The organism is Lysobacter capsici, assembly GCF_018732085.1.
In the GTDB taxonomy this organism is placed as follows: Bacteria; Pseudomonadota; Gammaproteobacteria; order Xanthomonadales; family Xanthomonadaceae; genus Lysobacter; species Lysobacter capsici_A.
Genome location: NZ_CP076103.1, coordinates 1,548,236 through 1,563,711, shown reverse-complemented (window position 1 = coordinate 1,563,711; position 15,476 = coordinate 1,548,236). Strand labels below are relative to the sequence as shown.

At 67.4% G+C, this 15,476-nt stretch carries 13 protein-coding genes; 10 read left to right on the top strand and 3 right to left on the bottom strand.

The window, feature by feature from the left end; translation table 11 throughout:
* From KME82_RS06375 to KME82_RS06360, 4 genes are all read left to right on the top strand, one after another.
* Positions 1–783: a DUF1295 domain-containing protein gene (locus tag KME82_RS06375; RefSeq protein WP_215498988.1), complete on the top strand. Its 783-nt coding sequence runs from the start codon at positions 1–3 to the stop codon at positions 781–783.
* A gap of 8 nt (positions 784–791) precedes the next feature.
* Positions 792–1,949 carry an SAM-dependent methyltransferase gene (locus tag KME82_RS06370; protein WP_215498987.1) on the top strand — a complete coding sequence of 386 codons (1,158 nt, stop codon included), beginning with the start codon at positions 792–794 and terminating at the stop codon, positions 1,947–1,949.
* On the top strand, positions 1,903–2,442 hold the full coding sequence (locus KME82_RS06365; RefSeq protein ID WP_215497776.1) for a lipocalin family protein: 540 nt from the start codon (positions 1,903–1,905) through the stop codon (positions 2,440–2,442). Before KME82_RS06370 ends, KME82_RS06365 begins: the two co-directional genes overlap by 47 nt.
* 179 nt (positions 2,443–2,621) lie before the next feature.
* Positions 2,622–2,867, top strand: a complete 246-nt coding sequence (locus KME82_RS06360; protein ID WP_036110429.1) for a GlsB/YeaQ/YmgE family stress response membrane protein — start codon at positions 2,622–2,624, stop codon at positions 2,865–2,867.
* 437 nt (positions 2,868–3,304) lie between these two features.
* Here KME82_RS06360 and cysN read toward each other — a convergent pair whose 3' ends face one another.
* Positions 3,305–5,326, bottom strand: coding sequence for a sulfate adenylyltransferase subunit CysN (gene cysN, locus KME82_RS06355; RefSeq protein ID WP_215497775.1), 2,022 nt, complete (start codon positions 5,324–5,326; stop codon positions 3,305–3,307).
* Entirely contained in the window at positions 5,326–6,234 is a 909-nt protein-coding gene (gene cysD / locus KME82_RS06350; protein ID WP_215498986.1) for a sulfate adenylyltransferase subunit CysD, read from the bottom strand. Before cysD ends, cysN begins: the two co-directional genes overlap by 1 nt.
* 377 nt (positions 6,235–6,611) lie before the next feature.
* Between cysD and KME82_RS06345 the strand changes: the two genes are divergently transcribed.
* From KME82_RS06345 to KME82_RS06330, 4 genes are read left to right on the top strand one after another with little or no spacing between them, the layout of a single operon-like run.
* On the top strand, positions 6,612–8,459 hold the full coding sequence (locus tag KME82_RS06345; RefSeq protein WP_215497774.1) for an assimilatory sulfite reductase (NADPH) flavoprotein subunit: 1,848 nt from the start codon (positions 6,612–6,614) through the stop codon (positions 8,457–8,459).
* Positions 8,459–8,728 (top strand): hypothetical protein, encoded by a 270-nt coding sequence (locus KME82_RS06340; protein ID WP_215497773.1) that lies wholly within the window; start codon positions 8,459–8,461, stop codon positions 8,726–8,728. Before KME82_RS06345 ends, KME82_RS06340 begins: the two co-directional genes overlap by 1 nt.
* Complete coding sequence (gene cysI / locus KME82_RS06335) at positions 8,725–10,479, top strand: assimilatory sulfite reductase (NADPH) hemoprotein subunit (protein ID WP_215497772.1); 1,755 nt, start codon at positions 8,725–8,727, stop codon at positions 10,477–10,479. The genes KME82_RS06340 and cysI overlap by 4 nt, the downstream gene beginning before the upstream one ends.
* Positions 10,476–11,228, top strand: a complete 753-nt coding sequence (locus KME82_RS06330; protein ID WP_215497771.1) for a phosphoadenylyl-sulfate reductase — start codon at positions 10,476–10,478, stop codon at positions 11,226–11,228. Before cysI ends, KME82_RS06330 begins: the two co-directional genes overlap by 4 nt.
* 256 nt (positions 11,229–11,484) lie before the next feature.
* On the opposite strand, the gene KME82_RS06325 is transcribed toward KME82_RS06330, so the two are convergent.
* Positions 11,485–12,468, bottom strand: coding sequence for a LysR family transcriptional regulator (locus KME82_RS06325; protein WP_215497770.1), 984 nt, complete (start codon positions 12,466–12,468; stop codon positions 11,485–11,487).
* Between the two features lie 335 nt (positions 12,469–12,803).
* On the opposite strand from KME82_RS06325, the gene cysG reads away from it, so the two are divergent.
* Positions 12,804–14,258 carry a siroheme synthase CysG gene (gene cysG / locus KME82_RS06320; RefSeq protein WP_215497769.1) on the top strand — a complete coding sequence of 485 codons (1,455 nt, stop codon included), beginning with the start codon at positions 12,804–12,806 and terminating at the stop codon, positions 14,256–14,258.
* 31 nt (positions 14,259–14,289) lie between these two features.
* Positions 14,290–15,273, top strand: coding sequence for a cysteine synthase A (gene cysK / locus KME82_RS06315; protein ID WP_215497768.1), 984 nt, complete (start codon positions 14,290–14,292; stop codon positions 15,271–15,273).
* Positions 15,274–15,476: the final 203 nt, after the last annotated feature.

The following is a 15,476-nucleotide window of genomic DNA, read 5'->3' as shown; positions in this document are numbered from 1 at the left end:
ATGGTTGCGAGCCTGTGGGCGCTCGCCGCGGTGGCGATGAGCCTGGGCTGGTGGTGGCAACGTCGCCACGACAACGCCGGTATCGTCGATGCGATCTGGGCCGGCGGAGTCGGGTTCGGCGCGGTGTTCTATGCCACGCTCAGTCCGGGCGACGCCATCGTGCGAGTGGTGCTGGCGTTGTGCGGCGGCGTGTGGGGGCTGCGGCTCGCGCTGCACCTGTGGCGACGCGTGCGCGGCGAACCCGAGGATGGCCGCTACCGGCATCTGCGTTCGCACTGGCACGGCCATCAGGGCAAGTTCTTTGTGTTCTTCCAGTTTCAGGCCGCGCTGATCGTGCTGTTCGCATTGCCGTTTCTGGCGCTGGCGTTCAACGGCCGCCTCGCGCCGATGTGGCTTGCGGCGGGCGTGGCGATCTGGCTGCTCAGCGTGGCCGGCGAAAGCCTGGCCGATCGCCAGCTCGCGCGCTTTCGCGCCGATCCGTCGAATCGCGGCCGCACCTGCCGCGAGGGTTTGTGGCGCTATTCGCGGCATCCGAATTATTTCTTCGAGTGGACTCACTGGTTCGCCTACGTCTGCTTCGCGGTGGGCTCGCCGCTGTTCGGCTGGGCCTGGGCAGGGCCGGTGGTGATGTACGTGTTCCTGCGCTGGATCAGCGGCATTCCCTACACCGAGGCGCAAGCCCTGCGCAGCCGCGGCGAGGACTACCGCGACTACCAGCGCAGTACGCCGATGCTGTTTCCCTGGTTTCCACGCTCGCCCTCCCGAACCGAGACTTCGTCATGAACATCGCCATGGACCGTTCCGATCCGTCTCGTTCCGATCAACACCGCACCGATCCGCCCGACCCCACCGCACCCGGCCTGCTCGGCCTGGCCGAACGCGGCTCGCTGCCCGATGCGCTGGTGCGCCTTGGCATTCGCCGCCTGTGCGCGCAGCGCCTGCGCGAAGAACGCGCCGGCGGCCTGCAGGCGCAGTACGAACGCCACCGCCAGCGCATCGAGCAACTGCGCGACAGCCCGGTCGCGATCCACACCGACGCGGCCAACCGCCAGCACTACGAGTTGCCCGCGCGATTCTTCTTCGATTGCCTCGGTGCGCGGCTCAAGTATTCGTGCTGCTACTACCCGCGCGGCGACGAAACGCTGGATCAGGCCGAAGAAGCGATGCTCGCGCTGTACGCGCAGCGCGCCGAGTTGGCCGACGGCCAGTACATCCTCGAACTGGGCTGCGGCTGGGGCTCGCTGACCTTGTGGATGGCCGAGCGCTATCCCAACGCGCAGATCGTCGCGGTGTCCAACTCGCGGCCGCAACGCGAGCATATCCAGGCCCAGTGCGCCCAGCGCGGCCTGCACAACGTGCTGGTGCTGACCGAGGACGTCAATCGCCTGAACCTCGACCCGATGCGCTTCGATCGCTGCGTCTCGGTCGAGATGTTCGAACACATGCGCAACTACGACACCCTGCTGGGCCGCATCGCCGGCTGGTTGCGCCCGGACGGCAAGCTGTTCGTGCATGTGTTCTGCCATCGCGATCTGATGTATCCGTTCGAAGTCGACGGCCAGGACGACTGGATGGGCCGGCATTTCTTCACCGGCGGCCTGATGCCGTCGGCCGACACCCTGCTGTGTTTCCAGCGTCACGTGTCGCTGGAACAGCGCTGGCTGCTGGACGGACGCCACTATCAACGCACCGCCGAGCACTGGCTGGCGCGCCAGGACAGCAACCGCGACGTGGTGATGGACACCCTGGAAACGGCCTACGGCGAGGCCGCTGCGCCGCTGTGGTTCCAGCGCTGGCGCATGTTCTGGATGGCCTGCGCCGAGATGTTCGGTTACGACGACGGCCAGCAATGGGGCGTCGCCCACTATCTGTTTTCGCGTCGCAATCTGCTGGAGAACGGCCATGCTGCTGAAACGTCTGTCGCTGCTGCTCGCGTTGCCCTTGCTTAGCTGCACGGGCAACGCGCGGCCCATCCCGCCGGTGGCGCAGGTCGACCTGCCGCGCTTCATGGGCGACTGGTACGTGATCGCGCACATCCCCTCGCGTCCGGAACGCGAGGCGTTCAATGCGATCGAGTCGTACAAGCTCGACGAGCGCGGCCGCATCCGCACCACGTTCCGCTATCGCGACGGCAGCTTCGACGAGCCGGTCAAGACCATGCACCCGGTCGGCTATGTGCGGCCCGACACCCACAACGCGATCTGGGGCATGCAGTTCGTCTGGCCGATCAAGGCCGAGTACGTGATCGTCTACGTCGACCCGGCGTACCAGCAGACCATCGTCGGACGCAGCAAGCGCGATTATGTGTGGATCATGGCCCGCACGCCGAGCATCCCCCAGGCCGACTACGACGCCCATGTCGAACGCCTGCGCAGCCTGGGTTACGCGCTCGACGGCCTGCGCAAGGTGCCGCAGCAATGGCCGGAAAAAGCATCGCCCTGACGAACGGCGTATCGCCCGCGAAACATTCCGGATCAACGCACCGTCGCACCACGCCTGGATCGGCGACGCGCGCGGCTTAACCGCGGACCGGCGTCCGCAGCCGGCCCTCACGCGGCGCCGACGCCCGCGCTCACATGATCCAGCCGCACCAACACCCCGTCCCTCAGGAGGACAACACCATGCCCGGCGGCATCATCTACACGATCATCATCGGCGCGGTCATCGGCATCCTTGCGCGCTTCTTCAAACCCGGCGCCGACCCGATGGGCTGGATCCTCACGATCCTGCTCGGCATCGCCGGCGCTTACATCGGCAGCCTGTTCTATGCCGGCGGCGGCTTCATGGGGATCATCATCTCGGTGGTCTGCGCCATCGTACTGTTGTTCCTGTACGAGATGATCCGCAGCAAGACGGCGAAGAGTTAGTTTCTTCTTCGCTCGCGGATCGTCCGGATCCGGACGATGGAAAAGCGGACGCCCCGGCCCAGGCCGGGGCGTTTTTGTTTTTGTGGCCCCGCCGCGACCACCATGGCCTACCTGTAGGAGCGGCGCGAGCCGCGACCGCGAATCCTCAACCACCACGCAAACTCGATCGAGCGAACAATCTCGAAAGAGGCCATACGCACTGTCGCAACCCGCATGGCCTACCTGTAGCAGCGGCGCAAGCCACGACCGCGAAGTTTCAACTGCCGCGCAAGCCAGATCGCGGATGATTTCGAAAGACGCGTACGCCAACACCCTGGCCACGTCAGACACAGGCGAACGCGTGGATAAGCGCCGCGAAACAAATGCGGCGCGGCGAGTTCGAGGTTCGCGGTCGCGGCTTGCGCCGCTCCTATAGGTAGGCCATGCGAGTTGCAGACTCAATCGCGCAGGTAATCGATCACCCGCTGCGCCAAGGTCTGCGCGTCTTCGTCCAAGGTCGTCAGGCGCAGCTCCGGCGCCTGCGGCGCTTCGTAGGGCGAATCGATGCCGGTGAAGTTCGGGATCTTGCCGGCGCGCGCCTTCGCGTACAGGCCCTTGACGTCGCGGCGCTCGGCCTCGGCCAGCGGCGTGTCGACGTGGACTTCGACGAATTCGCCGTCTTCGAACAACTCGCGCGCGAGCTGGCGCTCGGCGCGGAACGGCGAGATGAAGCTCACCAGCACGATCAGGCCGGCGTCGGTCATCAGCTTGGCGACTTCGGCGACGCGACGGATGTTCTCGACCCGGTCGCCATCGGTGAAGCCCAGGTCCTTGTTGAGACCGTGGCGCACGTTGTCGCCGTCGAGGATGAAGCTGTGGTGGCCCAGCGCATGCAATTGCGCGTCGACCAGGTTGGCGATGGTCGATTTGCCCGAACCCGACAGGCCGGTGAACCACACGCAACGCGGCCGCTGCTGTTTGCTGCGCGCACGCGCGGCCTTGTCGATGTCGACCGCCTGCCAATGGATGTTGGCGGCGCGGCGCAAGGCGAAGTCGAGGGTGCCGGCGGCGACGGTGGCGTTGGTCTGGCGGTCGATCAGGATGAAGCTGCCCAGTTCGCGGTTGTCGCGATAGGCCTCGAATGCGATCGGTTGGTCCAGGCCGAGATTGCAGTACGCGACTTCGTTGAGTTCGAGCTGCTTGGCCGCCAGCTGCGCCTGGGTGTTGACGTCGATCTTGTGCTTGATCTCGGTGATGCTGGCGCTGACCGTGCGCGCGCCGATCTTCAGCCAATAGAAACGGCCCGGCAGCAGCGGCTTGCTGTCCATCCACAGCAGGTGCGCGGCGAACTGATCGGCCACTTCGGGCGGCTGCGCCGCGCCGGCGATGATGTCGCCGCGGCTGATGTCGAGTTCGTCGTCCAGGGTCAGGGTGATCGCCTGGCCCGCGACCGCCTGGGCCAGATCGCCGTCGGCGCTGACGATGCGCTGCACCCGCGAACGCCGCCCCGAGGGCAGCGCGACGATCTCGTCGCCGGGCCGCACCGATCCGGCGGCGAGGGTGCCGGCGAAACCGCGGAAATCCTGATGCGGGCGGTTCACCCACTGCACCGGCAGGCGCAGGCCGAGCGCGGACGCGTCGCGCGCGACATCCACCGATTCGAGGTGTTCGAGCACGCTCGGCCCGCGATACCACGGCGTCGCGGCCGACGCGGCGATCAGGTTGTCGCCGTTGAGCGCCGACAGCGGGATCGCCTGCACGTGGTCGATGCCGAGTTTTTCGGCGAGTTCGCGGTATTCGCCGACGATGCGCTCGAACACGGCCGGGTCGAAATCGACCAGGTCCATCTTGTTGACCGCCAGCAGCACATGGCGGATGCCGAGCAGCGACACGATGTAGCTGTGCCGGCGGGTCTGTGTCAGCAGGCCCTTGCGCGCATCGACCAGCACCACCGCGAGGTCCGCGGTCGACGCGCCGGTCGCCATGTTGCGGGTGTACTGCTCGTGGCCCGGGCAGTCGGCGACGATGAACTTGCGCTTTTCGGTGCCGAAGAAACGGTAGGCCACGTCGATGGTGATGCCCTGCTCGCGCTCGGCGGCCAGGCCGTCGACCAGCAGCGCGAAATCGACCTCGCCATTGCGGGTGCCGTGACGGCGGCTGTCGGCGTCGAGCGCAGCCAGCTGATCGGCGAACAGCAACTGGGTGTCGTGCAGCAACCGCCCGATCAGCGTGCTCTTGCCGTCGTCGACGCTGCCGCAGGTGATGAAGCGCAGTTGGCTTTTGTGTTCGTGTTGGTGCAGGTAGCTGGCGACGGCCGATGGCCGGGAATCGGGAATCGGGAATGGGGAATCGGCCTTGCTGAAGGCGAGCACGGCACTTGCATTGCCCTTCGAATGACCCACGTCGTCGCGCTCCGCTGTTTCGATTCCCAATTCCCGATTCCCGATTCCCGCTGCACCACTCGCGATTCCCGCGCCCATCAGAAGTACCCTTCCTGCTTCTTGCGTTCCATCGAAGCACCCGGATCGTGATCGATCACCCGCCCCTGGCGTTCGGAGGTGGTGGCGACCAGCATCTCGGCGATGATCGCCTCCAGCGTGTCGGCCTGCGATTCGATCGCGCCGGTCAGCGGGTAGCAGCCCAGGGTGCGGAAGCGGACCTTGCGGGTTTGCGGGGTCTCGCCGTCGCGCAGCGGCAGGCGCTCGTCGTCGACCAGGATCAGGCTGCCCTCGCGTTCGACCACCGGACGATCGGCGGCGAAATACAGCGACGGCACCGGGATCTTCTCGCGGTAGATGTACAGCCACACGTCCAGCTCGGTCCAGTTCGAGATCGGGAACACGCGCACGCTTTCGCCGCCGTGGATGCGGGTGTTGTACAGGCTCCACAGTTCCGGCCGCTGGTTCTTCGGGTCCCAGCGGTGCTGCGGGTTGCGAAACGAAAAGATGCGTTCCTTGGCCCGCGACTTTTCCTCGTCGCGGCGCGCGCCGCCGATCGCGGCATCGAATTTGTTCCAGTCCAGCGCCTGCTTGAGGCCCTGGGTCTTCATCACGTCGGTATGCACCGCGGCGCCGTGAGTGACCGGGCCGATGCCCTGGGCCAGGCCATCGGGGTTGATGTGGACGCGCAGGTCCACGCCGGTCTCTCGCGCGCGCTGGTCGCGGAAGGCGATCATCTCGCCGAACTTCCAGCCGGTGTCGACGTGCAGCAGCGGGATCGGCGGACGCGCCGGGTAGAACGCCTTGAGCAGCAGGTGCAGCAGCACCGAGCTGTCCTTGCCGACCGAATACAGCATCACCGGGTTGGCGAACTCGGCGGCGACCTCGCGCAGGATGTGGATGCTCTCGGCTTCGAGCCGGTCGAGGTGGCTCAACGCCCGCGCCGACAGCGGCCCCACGGATGGCGGCGGCGGTGCATCGGCGGCGGGGTCGAACGGCGGGCTCAGTTCGGGTGACGCACTCATCGGGCAACGGACTCGGTGCAGGGCCGCGTATCCAGGGCAGGCTGGACGACGCGGCGGCGTCCAGTCGGAAGCGGTGAACCCGGTCCTTGCAACGCGGCTGGAGCACCCCGCGGACCCTTCCTGGAAGGCCCCGCGGACGTCCATCGAACCACATCCGGACCGGCCGTTCGATGGGGCCATTAGAAATCCCCCCGGATTCGGGGAGAAATGAGCGCAGGTCATGAACGCATAACCGAGCATCCTTTCCGCGCTGGCCCGGTCGGCTCGTAGCCTGCAGTCTCCCAAGCCAGACGCCGACCGCCGTGCCCGCCGCCGCCACCCCGCTCGCCGCCCCCGCTCTGCTCGCCAGCCCGCTGCCCGCGGACCGGCTCGACTCGCTCGCCCGCCTGACCGACGGCCTCGACAACAACAGTCTGTGGTGGTTGTCGGGCTATGCCGCCGGGCTCGCCCGCTCCGGCGCGGCCCTGGCGCCCGCTGCCACCCCCATCGTCGAGAGCAAGACCGGCGAGCGCCTGAGCATCGTCTACGGCAGCCAGACCGGCAACGCCAAGCGCCTGGCCGAACAGCTCGCCGGGCAGGCCGAGGCGGCCGGCCTGTCGGTGCGGCTGGTCCGCGCCGACGCCTACCCGACCCGCGAACTCAAGACCGAGCGGCTGCTTTATGTCGTCATCAGCACCCAGGGCGACGGCGATCCGCCGGACGACGCGCGCGGCCTGGTCGAGTTCATCGCCGGCAAGCGCGCGCCCGAACTCAAGGGCTTGAGCTTCGCCGTGCTCGGCCTGGGCGATTCGAGCTATCCGCAGTTCTGCGCGATCGGCGCGCGGCTCGACACCCGCCTGGCCGAACTGGGCGCGACCCGCTTGTTCGCGCGCGGCGAAGCCGACCTGGATTTCGAAACCGTGTCCACGCCGTGGCTGCAGCAGGCGCTGGGCCACGCCCGCGACGCGCTCAAGCCGACCACCGCGCATCTGGCCACGGTCACCCCGCTGCGCCCGCTGCAAGCCGCGCCGGCCTTCCACCGCGACGCGCCGTTCGCGGCCGAACTGATCGCCAACCGCCGCCTGATCGCGCGCGGCTCCAGCGCCGCCGGCGCGGTCGGCTTCGACAAGGACATCCGCCATATCGAACTGTCGCTGGAAGGCTCCGGCCTGCATTACCAGCCCGGCGACGCGCTCGGCCTGTGGCCGCGCAATCCGCCCGCGCTGGTGCAGGCGGTGCTCGACACATTGGAACTCGACGGCGATGCCAGCGTCGGCCACGGCGGCCAGACCCTGCCGCTGCGCCAATGGCTCAGCGAGAAGCGCGAACTGACCAAGCTGGCGCGGCCGTTCGTCGCCAGCCATGCCGCGCATGCGCGCAGCGAGGAACTCAACCGCCTGCTGGCGCCCGATCAGAACGTGCAACTGGCCGAGCTGTTGTCGCGCACCCAGGTCATCGACCTGCTGCAACGCTTCGATGGCGATTGGTCGGGTGAGGAACTGGTCGCCGCGTTGCGCCCACTGACCCCGCGGCTGTATTCGATCGCCTCCAGCCAGAAAACCGTCGGCGATGAAGCCCACCTCACCGTCGCCCATCTGGAGTACGCGACCGATGCCGGCCTGCGCTGGGGCGCGGCCTCGCATCTGCTCGCCACCGCCGAAGAAGGCGAGCGCCTGCCGGTGTTCATCGAACACAACGACCGCTTCCGCCTGCCGAGCGATCCCAGCCGCGACATCGTCATGATCGGCCCGGGCACCGGCGTCGCGCCGTTCCGCGGTTTCGTCCAGGACCGCGCCGCCGACGGCGCCGCCGGCCGCAACTGGCTGCTGTTCGGCAACCCGCATTTCCGCAGCGATTTCCTCTATCAAGTGGAATGGCAGGCGGCGTTGAAGGCCGGCCAGTTGCATCGCCTGGACCTGGCGTTCTCGCGCGACCAGGCGCAGAAGATCTACGTCCAGCATCGCCTGCGCGAACACGGCCGCGACCTGTACGACTGGCTGCAAGGCGGCGCGCACCTGTACGTGTGCGGCGACGCCACCCGCATGGCCAAGGACGTGCATGCCGCGTTGCTGGCGGTGATCGCCGAACACGGCGGCAAGAGCCCCGAAGCCGCCGAAGAGTATCTGAACGAATTGCAGCAACAGGGCCGCTACGCCCGGGACGTTTACTGATGCACGCGCAAGGCCATCGCCCTTCGCAACGACACATCAACGAGCGGCACTTCATCGAATCGGGCCGCGCGTCGCAAGTCGCCACCTGCATGTTCGTGTCTACTGATCGCGACGGAACGCCAGTTGCCCCGGCAGTCCGGATGGAACGCGGAAACGACACTGCCCCGAGCGCACGCACCGACAAGAGCGCGGCCTCGTCGGCGGGCCGCGTTCTGTTCGGGCTGCATCCGTTCGCGCCGCATCGCTCGCCGCGCGGAGCGCGCGCATGAGCGCGCACTCGGTCGAGGACATCAAGCACAACAGCGCGCGCCTGCGCGGCACGCTGCTGGAGAGCCTGGCCAATCAGGTCACCGGCGCGCTCAACGACGACGATCAGACCCTGATCAAATACCACGGCAGCTACCAGCAGGACGATCGCGACGTCCGCGAAGAACGCCGCCAGGCGCTGCTGGAACCGGCCTACAGCTTCATGATCCGCACCCGCACGCCGGGCGGCGTGGTGTCGCCGCGCCAGTGGCTCAAGCTCGACGCGATCGCGACGACCTATGCCGAACGCGGCCTGCGCATCACCACCCGCCAGGCGTTCCAGTTCCACGGCGTGATCAAGACCGAGCTCAAGTCGACCATGCAGGCGATCAACGCCGCGCTGATCGACACGCTTGCCGCCTGCGGCGACGTCAACCGCAACGTCGCGGTCGCCGCCAATCCGCAGGTGTCGGCTTCGCACGCGCAGGTGTTCGCCCAGGCCGCGGCACTGTCGGAGCATCTGCTGCCGAACACCCGCGCCTATTACGAGATCTGGCTCGACGAAGAAAGAGTCGACGGCAGTGGCAGCGAGGACGAGCCGATCTACGGCAACGCCTACCTGCCGCGCAAGTTCAAGATCGGTTTCGCGATTCCGCCGTACAACGATGTCGACGTGTTCGCCCAGGACCTGGGCTATATCGCGATCATCGAAGACGGCGAGCTGCTGGGCTACAACGTCACCATCGGCGGCGGCATGGGCGCGACCCACGGCGATGCGGAGACCTATCCGCGGGTCGCCGATGTGATCGGCTTCGTGACCCCCGATCAAGTGATCGACATCGGCGTGGCGGTGGTGACGGCGCAGCGCGATTTCGGCAATCGCGCGGTGCGCAAGCGCGCGCGCCTGAAGTACACCATCGACGATCGCGGCCTGGAGTGGTTCAAGGCGGAAGTCGAACGCCGCGCCGGTTTCCCTCTCCGTCCGGCGCGGCCGTTCGCCTTCCGCCATAACGGCGATCGTTTCGGTTGGGTCGACAGCGACGGCGATGCGGGCCTTGACGATGTCGCCCATCTGACCCTGCGTATCCCGGCCGGCCGCATCGTCGACGGCGCGCTCGATGGCCTGGGCGAAGCGGTCACGCACCTGAGCGGCCTGCGCGAAATCGCGCAGTTGCTCGACGGCCACGATGACGCCGAATTCCGCATGACGCCGAACCAGAACCTGGTCATCGCCGGCGTGCCAGCGGCGCTGCGTGCGCAGGTCGATGCATTGGTCGCGCAGCATGGCCTCGACGGGCATGTGCGGGCCAGCGCGGTGCGGCTCAATGCGCTGGCCTGCGTCGCCCTGCCAACCTGCGGCCTGGCCATGGCCGAAGCCGAACGCTACCTGCCCGATTTCGTCGGCGAAGTCGAAAAGCTGCTGGCCAAGCACGCGATCGCCGATGCCTCGATCAACCTGCGCATCAGCGGTTGCCCGAACGGCTGCTCGCGTCCGTACCTGGGCGAGATCGCCCTGGTCGGCAAGGCGCCGGGCCGCTACAACCTGATGCTCGGCGCCGACCATCGCGGCCAGCGCTTGAACACGCTGTACCGCGAAAACATCGCCGAACCCGAGATCCTCGCCGCGCTCGATCCGCTGTTCGCCGGCTACGCCAGCGACCGCGACGGCGAGGAAGGTTTCGGCGATTACCTGGTCCGCCGCGACGTCGTATCCGTCCCCTATCCCACTCCCACCGGCATTCCGGTGGTCCTGGTCACCGAGGCCCACGCATGAGCGCTCCCACCGATCCCGTCACCGCCGCCGAATCGCCGCGCGCGCTGGCCGAACTCAACGCCTGGCTGGGCACGCAGTCGGCCGAACAGCGCGTCGCCTGGGCGCTGGAAAACACCGCCGGCGAGCACGCGCTGTCGTCGAGTTTCGGCGCGCAGTCGGCGGTGTCGCTGCACATGGTCACGGTGCAGGCGCCGCAAATCCCGGTGATCGTGGTCGATACCGGCTATCTGTTTCCAGAAACCTACCGCTTCATCGACGAACTCGGCGACCGGCTCAAGCTCAACCTCAAGGTGTATCGCCCGCAGATCGGCGTGGCCTGGATGGAAGCGAAGTTCGGCCGCCTGTGGGAACAGGGGCTGGAAGGCATCGAACGCTACAACCGCATGCGCAAGGTCGAGCCGATGCAGCGCGCCTTGAACGAACTGGGCGTGCGCACCTGGATCGCCGGGCTGCGCCGCAGCCAGTCGGGCAGCCGCGCCAACCTGGATTTCCTGCAGATCAAGGACGGCCGCTGGAAACTGCATCCGCTGGCCGACTGGAGCGATCGCGAGGTCTGGCAATACCTGCAGGCGCACGATCTGCCGTATCACCCGTTGTGGCACGACGGTTATGTGTCGATCGGCGACATCCACACCACGCGTCGTCTGGAACCGGGCATGCGCGAGGAGGACACGCGGTTCTTCGGGCTCAAGCGCGAGTGCGGGTTGCATTTCGATAGCGAGCCGGCTGCTGAGAACAAGGCGGCTTGAAGATTTCGCAACGCGAATGACGAGCCCTTCTCCCGCGCAGCGGCGACCGAAGGAAGTGCAGGGCTGAGAAAGTGGCCCGAAGGGCCGGATGAGGGCGCGCGGCCAATCCGATTGTCGTGAAGGCTTGTCGCAGATTCGACTCAAGACCCTGAGACAAAAACAGCGGCCGTGGATTCGCTCGCCCTCTCCCCAGCCCTCTCCCGCAAGCGGGAGAGGGAGCGAAAGCGAACAGCAGTGGCCATGGCAGTAAGCGCGATCAGGAACTGATCGGCTGCGTCAACTCAACCCAGGTCGGCGCCGTCGGCCATTGCGGCTCCAGATTGCCTTCCAGCACCCGGCGCAGATCGCGCCGGTCGATCTGCGGCGCCAGCCCGTGCAACAGTTCCAGCGCGTAGTCGCGCAGCACGCGCGCGCGCGGGATCACCGCCCAGGTGATGCACTCGGGAAACGCGTCAGGCGCGACCAACGCCTTGAGATCTTCGTCGCGCGAAGTCACCGCCATCTCGGCCAGCACGCCCACGCCCAATCCGGCGCGCACATAGGTCTTGATCAGGTCCGCGTCGCGCGCGGTCATCGCCAGCTGCGGCTCGTGCCCGCCGGCGGCGAAGGCGCGGCGCAACGAGGATTCCGGCCGGGTCGAGGATTCGTAACTGATCAACGGTTGCGACGCGAGATCGGCCAGGGTCGGCGCGCGATCGAGCTTGGCCAGCGCATGCGTGCGCGGCACCAGCACCACCCGGCGCCAGCGGAACAACGGCACCGCCAGCCCGCCTTCAGGCGCGGCGCCGGCGGTGCTGATCACCGCCAGATCGGCGTTGCCGTGCGACAGATGCGACAGCACTTCGCCGTCGGCCGCGGCCTGCAGATGCACGCTGACCTGCGGGAAGTCGCGCTTGACCTGGGCGATGATCGGCGGCAGCACATAACGCGCTTGCGTATGCGTGGTCGACAGCACCAGGCGGCCGGCGTGCTGGCCGCGTTCGTTGGCGGCGTAGGCGCGGATGTTGCCGGCTTCTTCGAGAATGCGGCGCGCGTGTTCGAGCACGCGCTCGCCGGCCGGCGCGATCGCTTCCAGGCTGCGGCCCTTGCGCACGAACAACAAGAAGCCCAGTTCGTCCTCGAGCTGCTTGAGCTGCTTGGACAGACCGGGCTGGGTGGCGTGGACGCGCTCGGCGGCCAGGGTGATGTTGAGGCCGGAATCGGCGATGGCGACCAGGTAACGCAGTTGAGTCAGGGTCATGGCGAAACTATCCGTAAAAGAGGACCGCGATGGAGGCGATGGGCAGCGCGCTGTCGGCACGGGCGACAACAACCCGCGTCGTTCCGTTTCCGGACGACCGGGGCCGAAGCCGGTGCGCGGGACATTCGCTGACGGGTCGCGTCCACGTATCTATCGCTCTATTCGGATAAAAGGATTTATAGGCTAGCCGGCGTATGGTGGCTTTGTCCAGTATCCGCACCGCAACGCTGCGACTCATTACGTGACGGCATGAGCAAAGGCGGCGGCGTCATTTCCGGTCGCCCGGCGGCGGCCTTAGGGTCGTTCCATCGTCCCCGGATCAACGCCCCGCCGCCATGACCAGCCTCCTGTTCCCGCTGTTTGCCGATCTGCGCGAGCGTCTCGTGCTGGTGGTCGGCGGTGGCGCGGTGGCGCAGCGCAAGGCCGCGGCGCTGCTGGACGCCGGGGCGCGGGTGCGGGTTGGAGCGCCGGAACTGTCGGCCACGCTCGCGGCCTGGGCCGGACAAGGCCGGATCGAACACCTCGCCGGCCCGTTCGTGCCCGAATGGCTCGACGGCGCCTGGCTCGCGATCGCCGCGACCGACGATGCCGCGGTCAACCGCGCCGTCGCCGACGCAGGTTTAGCGCAGCGGGTCTGGGTCAACGTGGTCGACGATGTCGACGCCTCCAGCTTCCACGTCCCGGCGCGGGTCGAACGCGGCCCGGTGCAGATCGCGATCTCCAGCGGCGGCGGCGCGCCGATGCTCGCGCGCCATCTGCGCGAAACCCTGGAAACCCAATTCGACGAATCGCTCGGCGCGCTCGCGAGCCTGCTGACCCGCGAACGCGCGCGCATCCGCAAGCACTACCCCGACATGGGACTGCGCCGTCGTTTCTTCGACCGCGTGCTGTCCGGCCCGATTCCGTCGCTGTTGCGCGAAGGCCGCATCGACGAAGCGCAGCGCGCGTTCGGCGTGGCCTTGATCGACGACAAGCCCGACGCGCCGCAGTCCGGCACGGTCGCGCTGGTCGGCGCGGGACCGGGCGATGCGGGCTTGATGACCTTGCGCGGTTTGCGCGTGCTCAACGAAGCGGACGTAATCCTGCATGATCGGTTAGTCAGCGCCGACGTGCTGCGGCTCGCGCGCCGCGACGCCGAGCTGATCGAAGTCGGCAAGCAGGCCGGCAATCATCACACCACCCAGGATCGCATTCACGAACTGATGCTCGAACACGCCCGCGCCGGCAAGCGCGTGGTGCGGCTCAAGGGCGGCGATCCGTTCGTGTTCGGCCGCGGTGGCGAAGAACTCGAAGTGCTGGCCGATGCCGGCATCGCCTTCGAAGTCGTGCCGGGCATCACTGCCGCATTGGCCTGCGCCGCCTACGCCGGCATTCCGCTGACGCATCGCGAGCATGCTCAATCGCTGCGAGTGGTCACCGCGCACCTGAAAGATTCCACTGACGCACTCGACTGGCAGGCGCTGGCCCAGGAAAAGCAGACGCTCGCGGTGTACATGGGCGTGTCCGGCCTGGACGTGCTGCGCGACAAGCTGATCGAACACGGCCGCGCCGCGAGCACTCCGTTCGCGCTGATCGAAAACGGTTCGCGCCGCGAACAACGCGTGGTCACCGGCACCCTCGCCGATCTGGCCGAGCGCGCGCGTGGACATAAGGTGCAGTCGCCGGCCTTGTTGATCGTCGGCGAGGTCGCCGCGCTCGCCACGCGACTGCACTGGTTCGGCGATGCGCCGTTGACCGATGTTCGTGCTTACGAAATTTCCAGCGACACCGCGTTCGCCGCGGCCGCCTGACCTCATCACCCACGCCACGGGAGACCTTCCAATGCCTTTGTACGACAGCATCCTCGACACCATCGGCAACACCCCGATCGTCAAACTGCACCGCATCGCGCCCAAGCACGTGTCGCTGTACGCGAAAGTCGAATCGTTCAATCCCGGCGGCTCGGTCAAGGACCGTCTGGCCCTGGCGATCGTGCTCGACGCCGAACGCAGCGGCGCGCTCAAGCCCGGCCAGACGATAGTGGAAGCGACCTCGGGCAATACCGGCATCGCGCTGGCCCTGGTCGCCGCCGCGCGCGGCTATCCCTTCGTCGCGGTGATGACCGAAACCTTCTCGATCGAACGGCGCAAGCTGATGCGCGCATACGGCGCGAAAGTGATCCTGACTCCGGCCGCCGAACGCGGCACCGGCATGGTCCGCAAGGCCGCCGAACTGGCGGAAAAACACGGCTGGTTCCTGGCCCAGCAGTTCGAGAACCCGGCCAACCCGGCCTACCACCGCAGCACCACCGGCCCGGAAATCCTGCTCGATTTCGCCGGCAAGCGGCTGGACTTCTTCGTCACCGGCTGGGGCACCGGCGGCACCCTGACCGGCGCAGGCCAGGTGCTCAAAGCCGCGCGTCCGGAGCTGAAGATCATCACCTCCGAACCGGCCGGCGCGTCCCTGCTCAGCGGCGCCAACTGGCAGCCGCACAAGATCCAGGGCTGGACCCCGGACTTCGTGCCCGGCGTGCTCGATCGCGGCGTCGCCGACGAGATCCGCCCGGTCGACGACGTGACCGCGCGCGACACCGCGCGCCGGCTCGCGTCCGAGGAAGGCTTGTTCGTCGGCATCTCCGCTGGCGCGACCGTGGCCGCCGCGCTGCAGGTCGCCGAAAGCGCGCCGGAAGGCTCGGTACTGCTGGCGATGCTGCCCGACACCGGCGAGCGCTATCTGTCGACGTTCCTGTTCGAAGGCGTAGCGGACGGATCGGACGACGAATGGCTGGCGTCCCTGGATAAAACCCAGGAGCCGGTCGCGGCCTAGCAACAGGCGGGGCGAGGCCGTGCGCGACGGTACCGCGTACACGTGCCGCTACGCGCGAACCGGCCCCGCGCCGGCCTCGCCCCGCGCTTTCATTGGATGTGATCGGTTTTTGTATGGTTAGTTGTCCCTAGGTTGTTGGTTGCAAAGCGGTCGATGCTGAAAGACGCAGTTGTTCTCCTTGAGTGTTCTCCTTGAGTTGTTCT

Excerpts from the sequence above, each read along its gene's own strand:
- KME82_RS06375 (WP_215498988.1), top strand. The coding sequence starts at position 1 with ATGGTTGCGAGCCTGTGGGCGCTCGCCGCGGTGGCGATGAGCCTGGGC.
- KME82_RS06370 (WP_215498987.1), top strand. The coding sequence starts at position 792 with ATGGACCGTTCCGATCCGTCTCGTTCCGATCAACACCGCACCGATCCG.
- KME82_RS06365 (WP_215497776.1), top strand. The coding sequence starts at position 1,903 with ATGCTGCTGAAACGTCTGTCGCTGCTGCTCGCGTTGCCCTTGCTTAGC.
- KME82_RS06360 (WP_036110429.1), top strand. The coding sequence starts at position 2,622 with ATGCCCGGCGGCATCATCTACACGATCATCATCGGCGCGGTCATCGGC.
- cysN (WP_215497775.1), bottom strand. The coding sequence starts at position 5,326 with ATGGGCGCGGGAATCGCGAGTGGTGCAGCGGGAATCGGGAATCGGGAA.
- KME82_RS06340 (WP_215497773.1), top strand. The coding sequence starts at position 8,459 with ATGCACGCGCAAGGCCATCGCCCTTCGCAACGACACATCAACGAGCGG.
- cysI (WP_215497772.1), top strand. The coding sequence starts at position 8,725 with ATGAGCGCGCACTCGGTCGAGGACATCAAGCACAACAGCGCGCGCCTG.
- KME82_RS06330 (WP_215497771.1), top strand. The coding sequence starts at position 10,476 with ATGAGCGCTCCCACCGATCCCGTCACCGCCGCCGAATCGCCGCGCGCG.
- KME82_RS06325 (WP_215497770.1), bottom strand. The coding sequence starts at position 12,468 with ATGACCCTGACTCAACTGCGTTACCTGGTCGCCATCGCCGATTCCGGC.
- cysG (WP_215497769.1), top strand. The coding sequence starts at position 12,804 with ATGACCAGCCTCCTGTTCCCGCTGTTTGCCGATCTGCGCGAGCGTCTC.
- cysK (WP_215497768.1), top strand. The coding sequence starts at position 14,290 with ATGCCTTTGTACGACAGCATCCTCGACACCATCGGCAACACCCCGATC.